This is a genomic window from Brevundimonas sp. (assembly GCF_035561115.1).
Lineage (GTDB): Bacteria > Pseudomonadota > Alphaproteobacteria > Caulobacterales > Caulobacteraceae > Brevundimonas.
In genome coordinates this window covers 1-20,028 of sequence record NZ_DATMYH010000006.1, presented here as the reverse complement: position 1 = coordinate 20,028, position 20,028 = coordinate 1, and the positions used below count along the sequence as shown (strand labels likewise).

The following is a 20,028-nucleotide window of genomic DNA, read 5'->3' as shown; positions in this document are numbered from 1 at the left end:
CGGCATCACGGAGTTTTTCCCATGCGCAAGCTGTTCATCCTGTTCGCCGCCGCCGCCGCCCTGACCACCGCGGCCTGCAACACCGTTTCGGGCGTGGGCCGCGACGCCTCGGCCGCCGGCGACGCCGTCACCACGGCCGCGGAAGACGCCAAGACCTGATTTCCGGTTCCCGACCGCGCTTCCCCCCCGACACGCGGATCGGTTGAAGAAGGCCCGTCAGCATCCCCCCGCTGACGGGCTTTCGCTTGTCCGGCTCCCGACTCGGGCGTCGGCTATTTGCGCGCCGCCCGCAGGCGTCTAGCATCGCGGCGCAGGCGTCCGCAGAGACGCCGGACCGACACGCGGGGGAACGATCGATGACGGATGCGGCGGAGGCCAGGGACGAACCCGGCCTGAAGACGGTGGTGATCGCCTCGGCGGCCGGGACCGCGTTCGAATGGTATGACTTCTTCGTCTTCGGCTCGCTGGCCACGGTCATCGCGCGGCATTTCTTCGCCGACGCCGGCGAGACCGTCGCCTACATCATGGCCCTGCTGACCTTCGGCCTCGGCTTCGTCGTGCGGCCCCTCGGCGCGCTGGTGTTCGGCTGGTTCGGAGACCGCACGGGCCGCAAGACCACCTTCCTCGTCACCATCACCCTGATGGGCCTGGCGACCGTCGGCATCGGCCTGCTTCCCGACTACGGCCAGATCGGTCTGGCGGCGCCGATCCTGCTGCTGATCATGCGGATGCTGCAGGGCTTCGCCCTCGGCGGCGAATACGGCGGGGCCGCCATCTATGTCGCCGAACATTCGCCACCGGAGAAGCGCGGCCTGCTGACCGGCTGGATCCAGACCACGGCCGCCTTCGGCCTGATCGGGGCGCTGTCGGTGATCCTGATCACCCGCCAGATCGTCGGCGTCGAGGCGTTCGACGCCTGGGGCTGGCGCATCCCGTTCCTGCTGTCGGCCCTGCTGCTGGCCGTATCCCTGTGGATCCGGCTGAGGCTCAACGAGAGCCCGGCCTATCGGCGCATGGAGGCCGAGGCGTCCGCTGCCGATCACCGCGCGCCCTACAAGGAGGCCTTCTTCCGGTGGGGCAACGGCCGCTTCGTTCTGATCGCCCTGTTCGGCATCATGATCGCCCAGGGCGCCGTCTGGTATTGCGGCTATTTCTACACCCGGTTCTTCATGGAGCGGGTGCTGAAGGTCGACACCAACACCGTCGACCAGCTGGTGCTGATGGTGACCGTGGCCTCGGCCGGACTGTACGTCTTCTTCGGCTGGCTGTCGGACCGGCTGGGGCGCAAGCCGGTCATGCTGTTCGGCATGGTCCTCGCCCTGGTCGCCTTCTTCCCCGGTTTCCACGCCCTGACCCGCGCCGCCAACCCGGCCCTGGCCGAGGCCCAGGCCTCGGCGCCGGTGACCGTGATCGCCGACCCGGCGACCTGCGCCCTGCAGTTCGATCCGATCGGCAAGGCCGCCTTCACCAGCTCCTGCGACATCGCCAAGAGCGTGCTGTCGAACGCCGGCGTATCCTACGGCAACGCCACGGCGATCCCGGGCTCGGTCGCCAGCGTCCGTATCGGCGGAACCGAGGTGGCTTCGGTCGAGGGCGCCGGCCTGGGCGCCGCGGACCTGAAGGCCGCGCGCGCGGGGATCGAAACGCAGATCAAGGCGGCCCTGGTTGAGGCCGGCTATCCGGCGAAGGCCGATCCGGCGCGGATCAACATGCCGCTGGTGTTCGGCATACTGATGATCTTCATGATCGCGGCCACGGCCCTGTACGGACCGCAGGCGGCGGCCCTGGTCGAGCTGTTCCCGACGCGGGTGCGCTATACGGCGATGAGCCTGCCCTACAACATCGGCACCGGCTGGGTCGGAGGCCTGCTGCCGGCCGCCAGCTTCGCCCTGGTGGCCTGGTCGGGGAACATCTATTTCGGCCTTTGGTACTCGGTCGGCTTCACCGTCCTGGCGGTGATCGTCAGCCTGCTGTGGCTGCCCGAAACCCGGGGCCGGGACCTCGACAGGATCTAGACCCGGTCAGCCGCCGTAGCCCCGCCCGCCGCCTCCGAAGCCGCCGCGCGAGACCACGGTGGTGCGGCTCTGCACCCGCGCCGGGGCCTGCCGCGCCGCGGGCGTATGTTCCCGCGCATTGGTGATCGTCCGCCCGGTGCGATAGTCGCGGGACAGATAGCCGCCGCCGTAGCCGTTGGAGTACTGCCCCTCGCGATCCCGGTACAACGGACCGCCGCCGCGATAGCCGCCGCCGTTCATCAGCTGGCCGATGATGAAGCCGGTCGCCAGCGGGCCGAAGAAGGAGCCGCCGCCGGTGTTCAGCGGCCGGCACTGCTCGGGGCCCCACTGTCCCTCGCATTCCTCGCGGGTGGCGTAGCGGGGGGCGGTTTCGGCCGCCTGCTGGCCGGCCACATTGGAGGCGACGACGCACTCCTCGTCGGGAATGTCGTTGGCCGCGCGGCATTCGTCGAGCGACGTATAGGCCAGCGCCGGCTCGGCCGGTTCCTGCGGAAGGCTCGACCCGGGCGAACCGCAGGCCGCCATGGAAAAGCTCACGGTGGCCATCAGGCTGGTGACCTGAAGCGTCCTCGACCGCTTGAGCCGGCGCAGGGTGGTGGTCTCGGGCAGGGTGTCGTCGGTCATGATGCGCCTCAGGCCGTCATACAGGCGGCGTTGAGCAGGCCGACGCCGATGGAGATGGAAGCCAGATAGACGCCCGCCGCGACTTCACCGGCCTCGATCCGCGCCGCCAGGGCCTTGTAGAGGATCCGGCTGACGACGATGAAGGAGAGTATCTGGATCACGCCGGCCAGCAGGGCCCAGGCCGCGAACTCCGGCAGGCTGACGGTCTGCGACAGGGCCGAGGCCAGCGGCAGGACATAGCCGATCAACGCCCCGCCGAGGGCGATCGCCGCGGCCGTGTTGCCCTGACGGATCAGGTCCCGCTCGTGATAGGGCGTCACCTGCTGGTAGACGAATTTGAAGGCGCCGAAGAACAGCACCGCGGCGGCGAAGGCGATGATGAAGGAGATCGCCCCCTGCTGAAACCCGAACCAGTCAAACATCGTCCATCTCCCCATGCGCCTCAGGCGCGGAACTCGGCCATTTCCAGCGGAATGCCGATCATGATCTCGTGGCTGACGTCGCCGCCCTCCGGCTCCTGTTCGAGGGCCAGCATCAGCTCGCGCCCCCCGGCCAGTTCCCGCGCGTACAGCATGCAGGTCTGGAAGATTTTCGCATAGGGGGCCGTTGCGGCGCGGTCGTCGTAGATCGTCTCCCACAGGGTGACCGGGGGCTGACGCTCCTCGCTGTCGGCGAACCAGAAGCGCGGATACTCCGGCAGCCCCTCGGGCGCGCCCTTGAAGCGGGGCTCGGACAGCCGGTCGCGCCACAGCCGGCGTTCGCGCTCGCCCGGCGGATAGGCCGAGGACCAGGGCGTGAACAGGCTGAAGTCATACGACGACGCGCCGGCCTCGTCGTCGCTCATGGCCTGAAGCATGACGTGGTCGTCGGTGTAGAAGCGGTGGACGAAGGTCCCGCCGTCCAGCGCCACCACGCCCTGGGCGGTGATCTCGAGCGCGTCGCGGTCGAGGGCGAAATGCGTCTCGTCGCCCAGCCGGCGCCAGGCCAGCGGGTCCAGCGCCACCGTGCGTCCCACGGTGATGTTGCGCACCTCCGCCAGCGCCGCCGCCGGCGGGGTCCTGTCGTTCGAACCGAAGAGGCGTTTGAACATCGGGACAGTCTAGCCCGCCAGTGCGGCGGCATCGAGCCGGCCGGCGGCGACATAATACAGCCGGTCGCCCGGCTGGACGGCGAGATCTGGCGCGGGGTTGAAGGTCGGCGTGGTCGCCGCCCCTGACTGGACGGCCAGCAGGGTGGCGCTGCGGTCCAGCAGCGACCGGGCCAGGTCGCCGAATCCGCGGGACGGACCCTCGGGCCATGAGAGGCTGAACAGGGTCGCGCCCGGATCGAGGTGGCTGGACAGGGCGCTGATGACCTGGCTCGAACCCGGATCCTTGCAGGCCCGGGCGACCATCTCCGGGCCGGCCGACAGGACGATCTCGACCCGAGGGCAATGCTGACCCAGCAGCCGGGCGTTGTCCTCGTCCTCGAAATAGCAGACGACATGGGCCGACGGGGGCGCGACGGCGACCGCCGCAAGGGTGGCCGCCAGGGTGTCGGCGTCCGAACCGGTGAACACCAGCACCCGGCTGGCCCCCGGCACCCCGGCCCGGGTCAGCGCCGCGGTCGAGGTCAGGCTCTCGGTCTGGACATAGCGGATGCGGCCGTCGAGCTCCGTCAGGGACTGCCGCGTCATGAGGACCAGGGTCTGGTCCGGCGTGAGGTCGGCGCAGAGCTCGTCGACCATCTTGGCCGTCCGGACGGGGTCGTAGCCGATCAGCACGAGGGTGTCGGTCATGCGCGAATAATCTCCCTTGCCGGCGCGGCGAATGCGCCAGACGTCGCCGATGGCGGCCAGCACCTTGGCCACCACGGTCGTGAAGGCGGCGATGGCCCCCGGAAAGACCCACAGCGCCGTGATCAGGCGACCCGCGTCGGTCTGCGGGCTGAGGTCGCCGTAGCCGACCGTGTAGGCGGTTGTGGCGTACCAGTAGAAGAAGGTCGCCGCAGCCTGAAGCTTCTCCTCGCCGACGAGGGTCATCAATCCCCAGGTCGACAGGGCGTGCAGCCCGATCAGGACCGCAAGCAGCGTCCAGTGCATGTCGGCCATGGCGTGAAACGCCCGGTCGAAAATGCGCGCCAGTTTTAATCGCGGCAGGAGGATGGAAGGTCTCGGTTGGCTCTGGACCGAATGCTCGGAATGCGCGAAGTTTCGCAGGGCGCTGGCCAAAGTCAAGCGTTCCTGTTACGCGTTACATGAAACATGCGTAATCCACCCGCACAGCCCTTGCACTCGGCCAACGAACGTATACGTGCCTGGCGTAAGGCCCGGCGCGAGGCGGGCATGGTCAAGCTGGAGTTCTGGGTGCCGGACGCCGCCAGGGACGATGTGAAGGCGGCGGTCCACGCCATCGTCACCGAGTCCACGCGCGGACCTGATCTTGTCCGGCGGCCGCGTCGAAAACCCTTTCCCGATCCTTCTGGAGCAACCCACACAATGGACGCCGTGATCGAAACCGCCTGGACCGTCCCCGCCATCAAGGCCGCGCTGGACGCCTCCGAACTCGTCCGCGAGGGCGAGATGACCACCCGCGTGCTGGAGGGGGCCGAACCCGTCCTGCTGGTCACCATGCACGAATACGGCGACCTTCCGATCTATCTGAGCGTCGGCGGCGCGCAGATCGTCTGCTCGGTGCTGTTGTGGCCGGTGGCCGAACAGAAGGACCGGCACGCCTTCAACGAATTCCTGCTCAAGGCCCAGCGGATCGTGCCCCTGTCCAACTTCGCCATCACCCGGGTGAACGAGGAGGACGTCTACGAACTGATGGGCGAGCTGTCGTGCAAGACCACGCTTCAGACCATACTGATCGAGCTGCGCACCCTCGGCGAGAACGCCATAGACGCGACCCAGCTGCGTGAAACCTTCGGCGCCGAAGCGGCGGCCTGAACCCGGAACGGAGACCTGCCATGTCCATGCTCGCCAAACTGTCCGCCCTGTTCCGCGGCACCGCCCACGACGCCGCCCGGTCGGTGGTCGACGCCAATGCCCTGAAGATCCTGGATCAGGAGATCCGCGACGCCGACAACGCCCAGGGCAAGGCCCGCGACGACCTGGCCGGTCTGGTGGCGCGCCGGCGCATGGCCGAGACCGAGCTGAAGAGCTTCCAGGACCAGATCGCCAAATATGAGAACTCGGCCCGCACCGCCCTGGATCGCGGCCAGAACGATCTGGCGCTGGAAGTCGCCGGGCGGATCGCCGAGCTGGAAACCGAGATCGGCAACCGCGGCCCGCTGATCGAGAACATGAAGACGGCCGAGGTGCGCCTGCGCACCGCCATCGCCACGACCGACCAGAAGATCGAGACCCTGCGCCGCGAGATCGACATCGTGAAGGTCAACGATTCCGTCCAGAAGGCCCAGACCTCGGTCGCCCTGCAATCCGCCGGCGCCCAGTCGCGCATCGGCTCGGCGGCGGACAGCCTGCAACGCATCAAGCAGCGTCAGGCAGTCCAGGAGGAGAAGCTGATCGCCGGCCAGGAGCTGGAAGACAAGCGCACCGGCGCCGATCTGGACGCCAAGCTGAAGGCGGCGGGCATCCTGCCCGGCCAGAGCTCGGCCAACGATGTGCTGGCCCGCCTGACCGCGCGCGAGATCAAGGTGGTGACGCCGCTGATCGAACAGGGCGTTCCGGTGGAGAAGGACAAGGCCTAGGTCCCCCATGGAACGCATAAGCCTCGACCCGCGTCCCGACTGGCAGGCCCGCGCCGAGGCCGTCGGCTTCACCTGGCATCACGACAGCGGGGAACGCTACTGGGACGAAACCGCGGCCTACGCCTTCTCGCTGGAGCAGATCGAGGCGGGGATCGAGGCGCCCACGGCCGAACTGCACCAGATGTGTCTGGATCTGGTCGACGAGGCGGTGAAGTCCGAACGGCTGATGGGCCTGCTGGAGATACCGGAGGGCCTGCGGGACTATGTCGCTGACAGCTGGAAGCGGGGCGAGCCGTCGCTGTATGGCCGGTTCGACTTCGCCTGGGACGGCCGCGGCCCGGCGAAACTGTACGAATACAACGCCGACACCCCGACCAGCGTCTTCGAGACGGCGGTGTTCCAGTGGCTGTGGCTCGAGGACCGGATCGCGGATGGAACGCTCCCCGCCGACGCCGACCAGTTCAACAGCCTGCACGAAAAACTGGTGGCTCGGTTCCGGGCGATCTTCCCCGACGGCGGCTTCGTGCATTTCTCGTCCGACGCCGAGTTCGTCGAGGACCGGCAGACGGTGAGGTTTCTGGAGGACCTGGCGAAACAGGCCGGGCTGGACCCGAAATTCGTCGCCATCGATCAGATCGGTCTGAATGCGGACGGCCGCTTCGTCGACGACGAGAACTGGCTGATCCAGGCCATGTTCAAACTGTATCCGTGGGAGCAGATGCTGCGCGACGACTACGCCGAGCCGCTGCCCCACGCCGGGATCACGGTGCTGGAGCCGGCCTGGAAGGCGCTGCTGTCGAACAAGGGCATTCTGCCGCTGCTATGGGAACGGCACGCCGGCCATCCCAATCTGCTCGAGAGTTATTTCGAGAGCGATCCGGCCCATGCGGCGCTGGGCGCCTCCTATGTGCGCAAGCCCCTGTTCTCGCGCGAGGGCGCCAATATCGAGATCGTCGAGGCCGGCGCCCGGGAAGAGGGTCTGGACGGCGGCTATGGGCAGGGTTCCCATATCCGGCAGGCCCTGCACGCCCCGCCCCGGTTCGATGGCCGCCATGTGATCGTCGGATCGTGGGTGGTCGGGGACGAACCGGCCGGTCTCGCGTTGAGGGAGGACGAAGGCCGGATCACCCGCAACACCTCCCGCTTCGTGCCGCATTTCATCCGCTGACGAGGACTGGCCGATGAACACCCAAGCCCGCGCCGCCGGACTCGCCCTGTTGCGGCAGCACGCCCTGATCGCCGGCGAACCGGTCGCTGCGAATGGAAAGGGCATAGCCGTCGACGACCCCGCCACCGGGGAAGTCATCGGCTGGATCCCGGACCTCGGCGTGACGGAGACGCAAGCCGCGATCGATGCGGCCGTGGCGGCCTTCCCCGGCTGGTCGCGCTCGGACCCGCACAGACGCGCAGCCTTCCTGCGCGACTGGGCCCGACTGATCGACGAAAACACCGAGGGACTCGGGGCCCTTATGGCGCTGGAGAACGGCAAGCCGTTCGAGGAGGCCAAGGGCGAGGTCGCCTACGCCAACAGCTTTCTCAAATGGTTCGCGGGCGAGGCCGAACGGCTGATCGGCGAGACCCAGGACAGCCCGCTGGGGCATGTGATCCTGACCTTCCGCGAGGCGGTCGGGCCGTGCGCCCTGATCACCCCGTGGAATTTCCCGGCCGCCATGCTGACGCGCAAACTGGCCCCGCCTTCGCCGCCGGCTGCACCGCCGTGGTCAAGCCGGCCAGCCAGACGCCCTTCACCGCCATCGCCCTGGCCGAGCTGGCGTATCGGGCCGGCCTGCCCAAGGGCGCGCTCAGCATCGTCACCGGCGACGCGGCGACCATCGGCGGGGCGCTGACGGCCTCGCCGGCGATCCGCAAGCTCAGCTTCACCGGCTCCACCCCTGTGGGCCGCAAACTGGCCGAACAGTGCGCCCCGACCCTCAAGCGCGTGTCGATGGAGCTGGGCGGCGCCGCGCCCCTGATCGTCTTCGCAGACGCCGATCTCGATCTGGCCGTGGCCGAGACCATCAAGGGCAAGTTCCGCAACTCGGGCCAGACCTGCGTCTGTCCCAATCGCGTCTATGTCGAGGCCTCCGTCGCCGAAGAGTATGCCGGGAAACTGGCCGCCGAGGTGGCGAAGATCCCCGTCGGTCCCGCCTTCGAGGAGGGCGTCAAGGTCGGGCCCCTGATCGAGGACAAGGCCATCGCCAAGGTCGAGGACCATCTGAAGAAGGTGCAGGCGTCCGGCGGCCGGGTCCTGACCGGCGGCGCGCGGCACGCGCTGGGCGGCCGCTTCTTCCAGCCCACCGTCACCCTCGGCGGCGACGACAGACTGTTCCGCGAGGAAGAGACCTTCGGCCCCCTGATCCCCGTCTTCGCCTTTGACAGCGAGGCCGAGGTGCTGGGCAAGGCCAACGATTCCGAGTTCGGCCTCGCCTCCTATGTCTTCACCCGCGATCTCGACCGGGCCTTCCGCATGGGCCGGGGCATCGAGGCGGGGATGTGCGGGATCAACACCGGCCTCATCTCGACGGCGGTCGCCCCGTTCGGCGGGGTGAAGTCTTCCGGCTACGGCCGCGAAGGCTCGATCCACGGCGTCGACGAATACGTCGACATCAAACAGGTCACCCTGGCGTTGCGGTGAGATTTCAGGCGAAGGCCCAGCCTGCGGCTCCGTCGGACTCGTCGGAAGCGGGACGCCGCCGTCCGCCCGGACGGGCCGTCCGGATGGCCCGGGCGGCGCCGCGCCGCCGTTCCGTCAGCCGGGCCATGACTTCTCCCACGCGGGCGACGATCACGGCCCGCACCGGCCGCAGCCGCGTCCCGGCCGCGAGCAGGCTGATGGCCGTCACGGCCTCCAGATAGACCAGCACGTCCCCGGCCAGCAGCAGGGCCATCTCCAGAGGCACGATCTGGATCAGCATCAGCGCGCCGGCGATGATCAGGACGGACCTCACGGCCGATCCGGAGAAGACCCACAAAAGCTTCTCCATGACCCGATCCCGCGCCGGCGCGTGGACGGCGCAGGCCACGGCGATGACGCAAAGCAGGGCCGGAATGAAGGGCAGGGCGTGCGCCGCCAGACCGGACAGGGTCATCACCGCGAACCCGGCGGCCGACAGCAGCCAGAGGGCCGTCGTTTTCCAGCTGTCCATCATTCCCCCCGGGCTTTGCCGTCCGTCCCCAGATGGCGGCGCGCGAGGATCGCGGCAAGAGGTCAGGCCTCGGCGGCGGCCTTCCAGGCTTCGGCGACGGCGTCGACGGCATGGCGCAGGCGGGCGCGGTTGCTGTCGAAGAACATCTCGCCGCGCAGGCCCGAGAAGATGAAGCCGTTGGCCGCGATGCAGGCGTTGGGTTCGTCCAGCGGCTGGATTTCGAAATAGCGCACCGAGCGCGACCACAGACCCCGGTTCTCGGTCCAGACCAGCTGCGAATAGGGTTGCCAGTCGCCGACCCGGACGGCGGCGCGGCGGTCCGGCAGGCCTTCGATCGTTTCGTTCAGGGTGATGCCCGCGCCGAAGGCGATGGCCCCCTCCAGCCCCTTCTCGACCGGATTCCACCTGTCCCACCAGGACAGGTCGGAGATCAGGCCCCAGAGCTGTTGGGGCGTGGCGCGCACGCCGATGCGGCGTTCGATACGGGCGGTTTCCATGCTGCCGATCTGACACGGCTTTCGGACGGAGAAAAGGCCGTCTTCAGCGGTTTCCCTCGGGACCGGGCTGGGAGGCGGGCGGCGTCCCGGGCGACGGCGTCTCGTCGCGGTCCGGAAGATCGGGCGGGCCCGAGCGCAGCGGGGCGCTGACGAAACACAGGGCCGTGGCGGCGGCCAGCAGGACAGCGTTGGCGATAAAGGGCCCGGGCTCGGCCAGTTCGTACAGCGCCACCCCGATCACCGGGGGCCCGAGGAAGCTGAGCCCGGCCAGCGACATCATCAATCCGGCGATCGCGCCCTGCTCGTGCGGCGCCACGGACAGGGAGGAGCCGGCGGTGAAACCGGGCCGGGCGAAACCCACGCCCATGGACACCACGGCGTAGCCGACCACCACGCCGTAATAGCCCGGCGCGGCGATGCTCATCAGATTGCCGGCCAGCGCCATTCCGGCCCCCCAGCGCATCAGGTCGCGCGGCTGCAGCTTCAGCAGCGGGATCAGCCCCCACTGGGCCATCAGGGTGGCGGCGGCGCCGGCCAGCATGGCGATGCCGATGAACGGCTGGGCGTCCCGCGCCGCCATCCCGGTCGCGCCCAGCTCGTCGATGATGTGGAAGCCCAGCACCGAGATGTTCACCGCCTGGGCCCCGGTGACCAGCAGGCCGTAGATCAGATAGTCCCGCACGCGCGGGTCCTTCCACAGCCCCTTGCCGGTCTCGCCGCGCTGGCCGCTGGGGGAGGGGACGCGCACGACCTCGCCGCTGGGCAGGCGGCGCCAGACCACGAACAGCACCACGGCCCCGAACAGGGCGAAGGCGTACATCGGTCCCGCCAGCCCGACCAGCGGCAGGACGAAGAAGGGCGCCAGGGCCGGGCCGATCACCGTGCCCAGCCCCTGGGCCGAGGCGAGCAGCGACATGGCCTGGGTCCGCTGCTCGGGCGTGGTGCGGTCCGCGACATAGGCCTGGGAGGCGATCGGGGCGGCGGAGCCGAACACGCCGTAGACGGTGCGCGCCACCGCCATCAGGGTGAAGGCGAGCCCGGCCCCCAGCCACTGCTCCAGCCCCGAGGTCGCGGCCAGGCCGAAGCCGCTCATGGAGACGACGAAGCCCGCCAGCCCGATCAGGATCACCCGCTTGCGTCCCAGGGTGTCCGACAGCCGCGCCCAGAAGGGCGAGGCTATGGTCCACATCAGGGCCGAGATGGCGAAGGCCCCCGCGACGAGGGTGTCGGACAGGCGGAACTCGCGCCCGATCGCGGGCAGGACCGACTGCAGCGCCATGTTTCCCGCCGCCGCGATCAGGCTGACGGAGAACAGGATGACGAAGGCGGGCGAGCGGAGGTTCACCGGATCGGCCTGGACGGGCGTTCGCGCCGGGTCAAGCTTCGCCGATCAGCTTCAGCGACGACTTCAGCCGGCGGCCGTCGTCCAGGCCGAGGCGCGCCTTGACCTCGAACAGGTCGGCCCCGGCGGGCACGATCAGCAGGGCCTTGGGATTGGCCGCGTTGACGGCGATGACCGCATTTTTGGGACAGATGTCGAAACAGTTGGTCTCCTTGACCACCAGCTCCGCCTTCCTGCCCTTTCCGGCCTTCAGATATTTGCGCAGCGCCTTTTTCAGCGTCCGGTCGCCGTCGGGGCCGAAGCCCTTGCCGTTCAGCCGTTTCGAGCATTTGCGGCAGACCAGAACCACGTCGCGCCACTGGGTCTTTGCGGTCTTGATGGCCATGGTTTCCAGATCGCCCGCCGCGCGCCCTTGCGCAAGGGCGGCGGCTTTGCGCACCCTGCGGCCCTCAAGACATCGGGGACGCCATGACCATTCGCCGCCTGCTCGCCGCCTCCAGCCTGGCGCTGGTCCTGTCCGCCGGTCTGGCGCACGCCCAGGATGCGCCGATCGCTCTCGAACGGGTCGAGGCGGCGGTGGCGGCCGGGACGCCCCGGGTCGTGGCCTGGCGGCGCGACATCCACGCCCACCCCGAGCTCGGCTTCGCCGAGACCCGCACCGCGGCCCTGGTGGCGGAACATCTGCGCGCCCTGGGGATGGAGGTTCGCACCGGCGTCGGCAAGACCGGCGTCGTCGGCGTGCTGCGCGGCGGCCGGCCGGGCCGGACCGTGGCCCTGCGCAGCGACATGGACGCCCTGCCGGTGCTGGAGGCGACCGGCCTGCCCTTCGCCTCGACCGCGACCGGGACCTATCAGGGCAATACGGTGCCGGTGGCCCACGCCTGCGGCCACGACGCCCATATCGCCATGCTGATGGGCGCCGCCGAGGTGCTGGCGGGCATGAAGGCCGACATCGCCGGCACGGTCGTCTTCATCTTCCAGCCCGCCGAGGAGGGGGCGCCTCCGGGCGAGCCCAAGGGCGGCGCGGCGCTGATGATCGACGAGGGGGCGCTGGAGAATCCGAGGCCCGACGCCATCTTCGGCCTGCATGTGGTCCCGGGCCGGCCGGGCACGGTCTTCTATCGCCCGCAAGGATTCATGGCGGCCTCGGACCGGATCGACATCGCGTTGCACGGCCGCCAGACCCACGGCGCCTGGCCGTGGAAGGGCGTCGACGTCATCGCCGTCTCGGCCCAGATCATCCAGACGATCAACACCCTGACGGCCCGGACCATCGACCCGACCACGACGCCGACGGTCTTCACCATCGCCACGGTGGATGCGGGCGTCCGCTACAACATCATCCCGGAAGAGGCGACGCTGTCGGGCACCCTGCGGACCTTCGACATCGCCCAGCGAGACGATCTGGTGCGGCGCGCGGGCGTGGCCATCGACAATGTGGCCGAGACCTTCGGCGCGACGGCCGAGTTCTCGGTCCGTCAGAACGCGGCCCTCGTCTACAACAACGAAGACCTGTCGGCCTGGCTGGCCCCGGTCCTGACCGAGGCGGCGGGAGCGGGGAACGTCAATGCGGCCAGTCCCCCGACGACGGTGGCCGAGGACTTCAGCTATCTGTCCCAGGTCGTGCCGGGCGTCTTCTATCACCTCGGCGGCTCGAAGGACGGGGTCGATCCGACCACCTCGCCGCCGAACCATTCGCCCGGCTTCGACGTCAATGAGTCGATCCTGCCGCTGGGGGTGAAGACCCATGTGCTCAGTGCGGTCCGGTTCCTGGAACGCCCGGCGCCCTGAGCCGCGCGCCCCGATCCGCGATCCGCGATCCGGGCGGCAACCACGTTTCTCAACGCCCCGGCAAGGGCGTCGGCGCATCCTTCCCCCTCCTTCGAAGGAGGGTGTCTTGAGGGAAATGCCGGTTCAGCTGCCGCCGATGCGGCTCGAGCGGCGCGGCGGGCCGTTGCGCGAGATTTTCTGGTTCCTCGTCGCCTTCGGGGCGATGTTCGGCGCCGCCCTGTTGGGGCTGGACCTGCTGGTCTGACGCGTCAGGCCGCTTCCCCGGTGCGGATCCAGTCCGTGAGGACGTCGTGCATGGCGCGGGCGGTCGGCGCCTCGGTCTCCGCAACCGTGGCGTCCAGCCGCGTCTCGGACGGCGCGACGTCGTCGGGGGACAGGCCGAACTGGGTCCGGAACGCCTGCACGAAGCTCCGGCGATCAGGGAAGCCGTTGCGCTGTCCGATCAGTTCGACGGACGGAGAAAGGCCGCGCCGGCCTCTCAGGGCGGCATAGGCCCGCGCCAGACGGCGGCGCAGAACATAGGTCCGGACCCCGCCGGTGTTCTCGAAGGCGCGATACAGGCTGGTGCGCGACACGCCGATGGCGACGGCCACGGTCGCGGCGCTCCACTTTCCGTCCGGGGGGCGGGCGTCCAGCAGCGCCATGGCGCGCTCCCGGATGGTGCGATGGATGGCGTCCGCATGCCCCGGGGTGACGGATCGCTGATGCCCCAGAAAACGCTCGGCGATCACGAAGGCGGCCTCGATGCCGGCCGATCCCTCCGCCTCGCTGAGTTCGCCGGCGACGTCCGTCAGCGTCAGCAGGTGGGAGGCCACCAGCCGTCCCCCGGCCGAGGAACCGGGCAGGACCAGGCCGTGAATGCCCCGCGACAGCAGCCAGCCGGGTACGGCTGTGCGGGGAATCATCACGGTCACCATGTCGATGCCGGACATGGAGGCGACGGAGGGGCGCGACAGGTCCCGGAACTGCACCGACCCCGCCTCGGCCTGCAACGTCCGGCCGTCGCAGTCGCCGGTGGTCCCGGTCAGATTCACGATCACGCTGACATGGTCGATCCCCGACCGGCGGATGTGCTCCGCCTCGCGGGCCAGGGTCTGGCCCGATGACCGGGCGCGGGCGATGATGGACGGGCCGAAAAGGTGCGCCCGCGTCTGGCTGGCGAAGCCCGCGCGGCCATGGTGGGCCACGTCGCGGACCTCGCCCAGCTGGGTGAAGGAGTCGCGATAGATTTCGAATGCGTCTGGCTGACGATCCGACGAGACGGCCCACGATACGCTGGGCGGTCGTTCCTTGGGTACGGGGAGGTTCACGCGCCACAGCCTGTCATGCGTCGCCGCCCGACGCCATCGTCCGCTCCGGATCGGTGAATTCAGGCACCCTGGAAAAAGGCGAGGATCACGCGACGATAGATTCCGGCCAGCGCCTCGATCTCGGCCACGGGCGCCCGCTCGTCGATCTGGTGCATGGTCTGGCCGACCAGGCCCAGCTCCAGCACCGGACACATGGCCCGGATGAAGCGCGCATCCGATGTGCCGCCGGTGGTGGAGGCTTCCGGACGCCGTCCGGTCGCGGCCTGGACCGCGTCCTGCACCCCGCTGATGAAGGGACCGGGCTCGGTCAGGAAGGCGTCGCCCGAGCACAGGTGCTCCAGCTCGATCCGCAGGCCGGACGCGGCCTGCGCCTCGCCCGCCATGGCGTTCAGCCAGGCGATCAGCTGGTCGCCGGTGTGGGTCGGGTTGAAGCGGATGTTCAGCCGCGCCTTCGCCGCGGCCGGGATGACGTTGGCCGCCGGATTGCCGATGTCGATGGTGGTGATCTCGAGATTCGACGGCTGGAAGGCCTCATACCCCTCGTCCAGGCGGTGATCGGCCAGCCGCGCCAGCAGCCGCGCCATGACCGGCGCCGGATTGGCCGCCCGGTCCGGATAGGCGACGTGCCCCTGCCTGCCGTGGACGGTGATCCAGCTGTTGAGCGAGCCGCGCCGCCCGATCTTGATCATGTCCCCGAGCGCGTGCTGGGACGAAGGCTCGCCGACCACGCAGGCGTCGATGACCTCGCCCTCGGCCATCAGGGTCCCGACCACCCGTCTGGTGCCGTGCAGGGCCGGGCCTTCCTCGTCGCCGGTGATCAGGAAGGACAGGGAGCCGGGGACGTCGCCTTCGGCCAGGATGTGCGACACCGCCGCGACCCAGGCCGCGATGCCGCCCTTCATGTCGACCGCGCCGCGACCATAGAGGACGCCGTCCCTCACCTCGGCCTCGAACGGGCCGGACGACCAGGCCTCGGCCGAACCGGTCGGAACCACATCGGTATGGCCGGCGAAGCAGAGATTGGGCGAAGCGGTACCGCGCCGGGCGTACAGGTTTTCGATGTTCTCGAACCTCATGCGGCGGCAGTGGAAGCCGAGCGCCGTCAGGGCGCGCTCCAGCACATCCATCGCGCCCTCGTCGGCCGGCGTGACCGAAGGCCTGCGGATCAGGTCGCGGGTCAGTTCGACAGGATCGATAACGGGAGTTGATGCGACGCTCATAAGGCTGTGCTTTACGGGGTTCCAACGATTGCGAGAAGGCTTCTCCCCATGCCGAAGATCGACATCGCCGAAGCGCCCACCGGGCACGGCACGGGCTATCCGGAGGAATTCGCGGGCCCGTGCAAGCCGCGCCGCCGCTGGCGTCTGGGCGACGCGGTCGGGCTGGACCAGTTCGGCGTCAATCTGCTGCGCCTGCCGGCCGGTGCCTGGTCCAGCCAGCGGCACTGGCACGAGGGCGAGGACGAGTTCGTCTGGGTGCTGGAGGGCGAGGTCGTGCTGGTCGAGGACGAGGGAGAGACCGTGCTGCGCGCCGGCGACTGCGCGGGCTGGAAGGCGGGCGTGCCCAACGGCCATGTGCTGCAGAACCGGTCCGGCGCCGAGGTCGTGCTGCTGGAAGTCGGCACGCGCACCCCGGGCGGCGACGCCGGGACCTATTCCGACATCGACATGGTGTTCCGCGGCGGCGGCTATTTCCACCGCGACGGGACCCCGTATCCCAAGGTCGACCGCCGCCCGTGACCGAAACCATAGAGACGACCGAACCGGTCCAGCCCGCGCCGCCGCCGGGAGAGCCGACCAGCCCCTGGGCCATCCGCGACTTCCGCCTGCTGTGGGTCGGGCGGGTGGCGGCGGTGCTGGGCATCCAGATCCAGTCCTCGGCCCTGCTGTGGCAGGTCTATGAGATTGCGCGGCGCGACCATCCGGTCGCCGAGGCCAGCCTGTATCTGGGTCTCGTCGGCCTGTGCCAGTTCCTGCCGCTGCTGGCCCTGACCCTGCCCGCCGGGGCCATGGCCGACCGGCGCGATCGCAAGAACACCGTCACCATTTCCGTCATCGTCGAGGCCGGCTGCGCCCTGGCCTTCCTGGCCATGGCCATCCACGGCCATCCGCCGCTGTGGGGCCTGCTGGCGACAGCCGCCGTGTTCGGCGCGGCGCGGGCCTTCCTCGCGCCGGCCAGCCAGGCCTTCCTGCCGATGGTGGTCGGGCGCCGGGCCCTGCCGCCCGCCATCGCCGCCCAGTCGATCGCCTTCCAGACCGGCGCCATCGCCGGACCCGCGCTGGGCGGGGTCATCGTCGGCCTGTCCGTGCCCCTGGCCTACGCTTCGGCCCTGGCCATGTTCGCCGTCGGCATCGGCAGCCTGCTGCTGATCCGCACCAGTGGCAAGCCGGCCGCGTCCCCCACGCGCGTCTCCGCCGTCGATCAGGTCAAGGAAGGGCTGGCCTATGTCTGGAACACCAAGATCGTACTGGGCGCTATCTCGCTGGACCTGATCGTGGTGCTGCTGGCGGGCGTCGCCCTGCTGACCCCCATCTTCGCCCGCGACATCCTGCACGTCGGCCCCGAGGGCTTCGGCCTGCTGCGCGCCTCGTTCGGGGCCGGGGCGCTGCTGGTGGCCCTGTATCTGAGCCGCTTCCCGATCGTGAAGCACGGCGGAAAATGGATGTTCGCCGCCGTCGCCGTCTTCGGCCTGTGCACCCTGACCTTCGGCCTGTCGAAAACGGTCTGGCTGTCGGGCGCGGCGCTGTTCGTCGGCGGAGCCGCCGACATGATCAGCGTCAACATCCGCCAGACCCTGATCCAGCTGTCGACGCCCGACCACATGCGCGGCCGGGTCAGCTCGGTCTCCATGTTGTTCATCGGCGCGTCCAACGAACTGGGCGAGGCCTGGTCGGGCGTGGCGGTGCGCCTGCTGGGCCCCATCGGAGCGGCGGTGTTCGGCGGCGTCGGCGCCCTGACCGCGACCGGCCTGTGGGCGCGGTGGTTCCCTGACCTCAGGAAGGCGGACCGGCTCAGCTAGGGCCTCACCCCCACGGCCGGAAATGTTTCGACAGCTTCAGTCCCTGCCGCTGGTAGTGGCTGCCGCCCTCGCCATACAGCCGCGTCGGCCGCTCGGTCAGCGGCTCATAGACCAGCCGGGCCACGATCTGCCCGTGCTCGAGCAGGAAGGGCGTGTCGTGCGTCCGCACCTCCAGCACCCCCTTGGACCCCGCCCCGTGCGCCTCGTCGGTGCCGAAGCCGGGATCGAAGAAGCCCGCATAGTGGACCCGGAACTCCCCCACCGACGGATCGATCGGCGTCATCTCCGCGGCCTGGTCGACCGGGATCTCGACGTCGTCGCTCGAGGCCAGGATGTAGAACTCGCCCGGGTCCAGCAGCAACTCGCCGCGCCGCAGGGTCAGCGGCTCCCAGAAGTCGCGCGGGTCATGCCCGTCGATATCATCCAGATCGATCACCCCCGCATGGCGGCGACCGCGGAAGCCGACCACGGCCCCGTCGCCGCCCTGCAGCTCGACCCCGACGCTGCGCGTCTCCAGCTTGGGCGGTTCGCCGGCCTTGAGGCGCAGCTGGTTCAGCCGCGTCCCCGGCCGCACCAGGATGGGGAAGGTCTGGGGCGAGATCTCCAGATACAGCGCGCCCTCATAGCCCTCGGCCACGTCGTCGAAACTGGCGCCCCGGTCGGTCAGCAGACGCACGAAGACATCGACCCGTCCGGTCGAACTCTTGGGATTGGCGCGCGCGATCAGGCCCTTCGGCAGGCTCAGCCGCTCCTGCAGCCGGGCGATATAGACGCAGCCGCGCTCCAGCACGACCCCGGCCGACAGGTCGATCCGGTGCATCGAGACGTCGGCGATGCGGTCCTCGACCGTGCGCCGGCCGGGCAGGAACGACGCGCGTACGCGCCAGGCCTCGTCCGACAGCCGCAGGTCGAGGCTCGCCGGCTGCACCTGGTCGGCGTCGAAGGGGGTGTCCGAGGTGATCGCGCCGCCGGCGATCAGGGCCTCGATGGACTGGCAGGGCAGGATGCCGGGAATGGGAGATTCGAAGGTCTGCATCCGCCCGGCTTACACGATTTTCCGCCGCGTCTCCCCTTCCGGGCGCCGCACGGCCGCGCTTGACGCGGGCGGGCGTTGCGGGACCATGGGCGGATGCATGACGCGCGCGCCTATGAAGCCGAAACCGAGGGGATCGTGGTCCGCGTGCGGCCCAGCTATCTGGCCGGCCAGTCCGATCCCGAGGGCGGGCGCTGGGTCTGGGCCTATCAGGTCGAGATCGTCAATCTCAGCGGCGTCCCGGTGCAGCTGATGGCGCGCCGCTGGGAGATCACCGACGCCCTCGGCCATGTCGAGGAGGTGCGCGGCGCCGGCGTGGTCGGCGAACAGCCCACCATCCAGCCGGGCGACAGCTATTCCTACGCCTCGGGCTGCCCGCTGGGCACGGCCTCGGGCTCCATGGCCGGCGGCTACTATATGACCGACCCTTCGGGACGTTCCTTCGAGGTCGCCATTCCGGCCTTCAGCCTCGACGTGCCGGGGGACCGCAGGGTGTTGAACTGATGTCCTTTCCTTCCCCCGCAAGCGGGAGAAGAAAGGGAAGGGGGCTGCGTCAACCCGGAAAAGCGCAGCCCCGCCCCTGCACTTGAGGCCGCATGCGGATGCGGCCCCAAGGCGGAGGGCGGCTCTCTAGGAGCCGTTGATGACATTTCTTTGGGCGCTACCGGCTATCGCCTGCCTGAGCGCAAGAAATGAATCCTGATCGACGCGGCGCTCAGGCAGTGAGCGACCGCGTCGCGAGCGATAGCGCCCCTTAAATGTAGCGCCGCAGCGAGCGGGCCAGATCGCTCGCCCCGCCGCGCTTGACCTGCGGCTGGTAGGCGACGCGGGCGTGTTCGACGCAGTAGACGCCTTCCGAGGCGCGGCGGCCGCAGAAGCTGAACTCGGTCGAGGACGGGTCGCCGATCGGCCATTTGCACATATGGGCGCCCAGGGTCATGACCGTGGCCGTCCCCGGCAGGTCGGGCATGGGCGCCGGAACCGACTGGGCGCTGACCACGGCGCGGGGCTGGACGGCCTCGATGCGGCGCGGCGCCGACGGGGCCTGGGTCGGCTGCGCGGGGCGCGGGCGCGACGGGCGGAAGGTGGCGCGGGCCGGCTGCGACGGGGCGGCCCGACCCGACAGGCCCAGACGGTGCACCTTGCCGATGACGGCGTTGCGGGTGACGCCGCCGCCCAGCTGTTTGGCGATCTGGCTGGCCGACTGGCCTTCCAGCCAGAGCTTCTTCAGCGCGCCGACGCGGTCTTCAGTCCAGCCTGCGGTCATAGCCACCCTCCTGGGGTCCCGGATTCAACATATGGGGTCCAGACGTCCCTCCCGGGGTCTCGACCTACCACTAATCGTAAACGAGCCCTTACTGGACGCAAGATGTGCGAATCAGTCGTCCACAGGAACCAGATGTAGGGATGGTTAACGCGAAGGTGGTAGGGATCAGGGAGTAGGCATTAGTCGAAGAGGCGCCGCGGGCCCGGGACTCGCGATCCGCCGCCCTGCTGCCTACCCCCTAATCCCTGCTGCCTCTCTTGCATCCTGCCGCCGCCGCCCGCATCTGGCCCCCAT

At 69.5% G+C, this 20,028-nt stretch carries 22 protein-coding genes and 1 pseudogene; 11 read left to right on the top strand and 12 right to left on the bottom strand.

Annotation, left to right across the window (positions count from 1 at the left end; genetic code table 11):
• The first annotated feature begins 21 nt into the window (after positions 1–21).
• Both VN378_RS00655 and VN378_RS00650 read left to right on the top strand, forming a co-directional pair.
• Positions 22–159 carry an entericidin EcnA/B family protein gene (locus VN378_RS00655; protein WP_325739972.1) on the top strand — a complete coding sequence of 46 codons (138 nt, stop codon included), beginning with the start codon at positions 22–24 and terminating at the stop codon, positions 157–159.
• Positions 160–356: 197 nt separating this feature from the next.
• Positions 357–2,015 (top strand): MFS transporter, encoded by a 1,659-nt coding sequence (locus VN378_RS00650; RefSeq protein WP_325739971.1) that lies wholly within the window; start codon positions 357–359, stop codon positions 2,013–2,015.
• 6 nt (positions 2,016–2,021) lie between these two features.
• On the opposite strand, the gene VN378_RS00645 is transcribed toward VN378_RS00650, so the two are convergent.
• From VN378_RS00645 to VN378_RS00630, 4 genes are read right to left on the bottom strand one after another with little or no spacing between them, the layout of a single operon-like run.
• Positions 2,022–2,639, bottom strand: a complete 618-nt coding sequence (locus VN378_RS00645; RefSeq protein ID WP_325739968.1) for a DUF1190 domain-containing protein — start codon at positions 2,637–2,639, stop codon at positions 2,022–2,024.
• A gap of 8 nt (positions 2,640–2,647) precedes the next feature.
• On the bottom strand, positions 2,648–3,061 hold the full coding sequence (locus VN378_RS00640; RefSeq protein WP_325739965.1) for a DUF350 domain-containing protein: 414 nt from the start codon (positions 3,059–3,061) through the stop codon (positions 2,648–2,650).
• 20 nt (positions 3,062–3,081) lie between these two features.
• A complete protein-coding gene (locus tag VN378_RS00635; RefSeq protein WP_325739962.1) occupies positions 3,082–3,729 on the bottom strand; it encodes a YjfK family protein in 648 nt (215 codons plus the stop codon).
• A gap of 9 nt (positions 3,730–3,738) precedes the next feature.
• Positions 3,739–4,848 (bottom strand): potassium channel family protein, encoded by a 1,110-nt coding sequence (locus VN378_RS00630; RefSeq protein ID WP_325739960.1) that lies wholly within the window; start codon positions 4,846–4,848, stop codon positions 3,739–3,741.
• Positions 4,849–4,962: 114 nt separating this feature from the next.
• On the opposite strand from VN378_RS00630, the gene VN378_RS00625 reads away from it, so the two are divergent.
• The 4 genes and pseudogenes from VN378_RS00625 to VN378_RS16845 all read left to right on the top strand — a co-directional run bounded on the left by VN378_RS00625 (position 4,963) and on the right by VN378_RS16845 (position 8,964).
• A complete protein-coding gene (locus VN378_RS00625) occupies positions 4,963–5,565 on the top strand; it encodes a YjfI family protein (protein WP_325739956.1) in 603 nt (200 codons plus the stop codon).
• Between the two features lie 20 nt (positions 5,566–5,585).
• Positions 5,586–6,329, top strand: a complete 744-nt coding sequence (locus VN378_RS00620) for a PspA/IM30 family protein (protein ID WP_325739954.1) — start codon at positions 5,586–5,588, stop codon at positions 6,327–6,329.
• Positions 6,330–6,336: 7 nt separating this feature from the next.
• Positions 6,337–7,497 (top strand): glutathionylspermidine synthase family protein, encoded by a 1,161-nt coding sequence (locus tag VN378_RS00615; RefSeq protein ID WP_325739952.1) that lies wholly within the window; start codon positions 6,337–6,339, stop codon positions 7,495–7,497.
• A 13-nt stretch (positions 7,498–7,510) separates the two neighbouring features.
• Positions 7,511–8,964, top strand: a pseudogene (locus VN378_RS16845) (NAD-dependent succinate-semialdehyde dehydrogenase).
• Positions 8,965–8,968: 4 nt separating this feature from the next.
• Here the strand turns inward: VN378_RS16845 and VN378_RS00600 are convergent.
• The 4 genes from VN378_RS00600 to VN378_RS00585 all read right to left on the bottom strand — a co-directional run bounded on the left by VN378_RS00600 (position 8,969) and on the right by VN378_RS00585 (position 11,753).
• The gene (locus tag VN378_RS00600) at positions 8,969–9,475 is read right to left on the bottom strand and encodes a hypothetical protein (RefSeq protein ID WP_325739947.1); all 507 of its coding nucleotides are present in this window, start codon (positions 9,473–9,475) and stop codon (positions 8,969–8,971) included.
• Positions 9,476–9,537: 62 nt separating this feature from the next.
• A complete protein-coding gene (locus tag VN378_RS00595; RefSeq protein ID WP_325739945.1) occupies positions 9,538–9,972 on the bottom strand; it encodes an SRPBCC domain-containing protein in 435 nt (144 codons plus the stop codon).
• Positions 9,973–10,015: 43 nt separating this feature from the next.
• Positions 10,016–11,317 (bottom strand): MFS transporter, encoded by a 1,302-nt coding sequence (locus VN378_RS00590; protein ID WP_325739943.1) that lies wholly within the window; start codon positions 11,315–11,317, stop codon positions 10,016–10,018.
• Positions 11,318–11,348: 31 nt separating this feature from the next.
• Entirely contained in the window at positions 11,349–11,753 is a 405-nt protein-coding gene (locus VN378_RS00585) for a hypothetical protein (RefSeq protein ID WP_325739941.1), read from the bottom strand.
• A 29-nt stretch (positions 11,754–11,782) separates the two neighbouring features.
• On the opposite strand from VN378_RS00585, the gene VN378_RS00580 reads away from it, so the two are divergent.
• Both VN378_RS00580 and VN378_RS00575 read left to right on the top strand, forming a co-directional pair.
• On the top strand, positions 11,783–13,105 hold the full coding sequence (locus tag VN378_RS00580) for an amidohydrolase (RefSeq protein ID WP_325739939.1): 1,323 nt from the start codon (positions 11,783–11,785) through the stop codon (positions 13,103–13,105).
• Between the two features lie 115 nt (positions 13,106–13,220).
• Positions 13,221–13,349, top strand: coding sequence for a hypothetical protein (locus tag VN378_RS00575; protein WP_325739937.1), 129 nt, complete (start codon positions 13,221–13,223; stop codon positions 13,347–13,349).
• A 4-nt stretch (positions 13,350–13,353) separates the two neighbouring features.
• Here VN378_RS00575 and VN378_RS00570 read toward each other — a convergent pair whose 3' ends face one another.
• The gene (locus tag VN378_RS00570) at positions 13,354–14,415 is read right to left on the bottom strand and encodes a helix-turn-helix domain-containing protein (RefSeq protein ID WP_325739934.1); all 1,062 of its coding nucleotides are present in this window, start codon (positions 14,413–14,415) and stop codon (positions 13,354–13,356) included.
• Positions 14,416–14,474: 59 nt separating this feature from the next.
• Positions 14,475–15,635 (bottom strand): succinyl-diaminopimelate desuccinylase, encoded by a 1,161-nt coding sequence (gene dapE / locus VN378_RS00565; RefSeq protein ID WP_325739932.1) that lies wholly within the window; start codon positions 15,633–15,635, stop codon positions 14,475–14,477.
• 48 nt (positions 15,636–15,683) lie between these two features.
• On the opposite strand from dapE, the gene VN378_RS00560 reads away from it, so the two are divergent.
• Entirely contained in the window at positions 15,684–16,154 is a 471-nt protein-coding gene (locus VN378_RS00560) for a cupin domain-containing protein (RefSeq protein WP_325739930.1), read from the top strand.
• Positions 16,151–17,434 (top strand): MFS transporter, encoded by a 1,284-nt coding sequence (locus VN378_RS00555; protein ID WP_325739928.1) that lies wholly within the window; start codon positions 16,151–16,153, stop codon positions 17,432–17,434. Before VN378_RS00560 ends, VN378_RS00555 begins: the two co-directional genes overlap by 4 nt.
• A gap of 4 nt (positions 17,435–17,438) precedes the next feature.
• On the opposite strand, the gene VN378_RS00550 is transcribed toward VN378_RS00555, so the two are convergent.
• Entirely contained in the window at positions 17,439–18,470 is a 1,032-nt protein-coding gene (locus VN378_RS00550) for a 2'-deoxycytidine 5'-triphosphate deaminase (RefSeq protein WP_325739926.1), read from the bottom strand.
• A gap of 93 nt (positions 18,471–18,563) precedes the next feature.
• On the opposite strand from VN378_RS00550, the gene apaG reads away from it, so the two are divergent.
• Positions 18,564–18,971 carry a Co2+/Mg2+ efflux protein ApaG gene (gene apaG, locus VN378_RS00545; RefSeq protein WP_300468478.1) on the top strand — a complete coding sequence of 136 codons (408 nt, stop codon included), beginning with the start codon at positions 18,564–18,566 and terminating at the stop codon, positions 18,969–18,971.
• Positions 18,972–19,221: 250 nt separating this feature from the next.
• Here the strand turns inward: apaG and VN378_RS00540 are convergent, their stop codons facing one another.
• Positions 19,222–19,734 (bottom strand): GcrA family cell cycle regulator, encoded by a 513-nt coding sequence (locus VN378_RS00540; RefSeq protein ID WP_325739922.1) that lies wholly within the window; start codon positions 19,732–19,734, stop codon positions 19,222–19,224.
• Between the last annotated feature and the right edge of the window lie 294 nt (positions 19,735–20,028).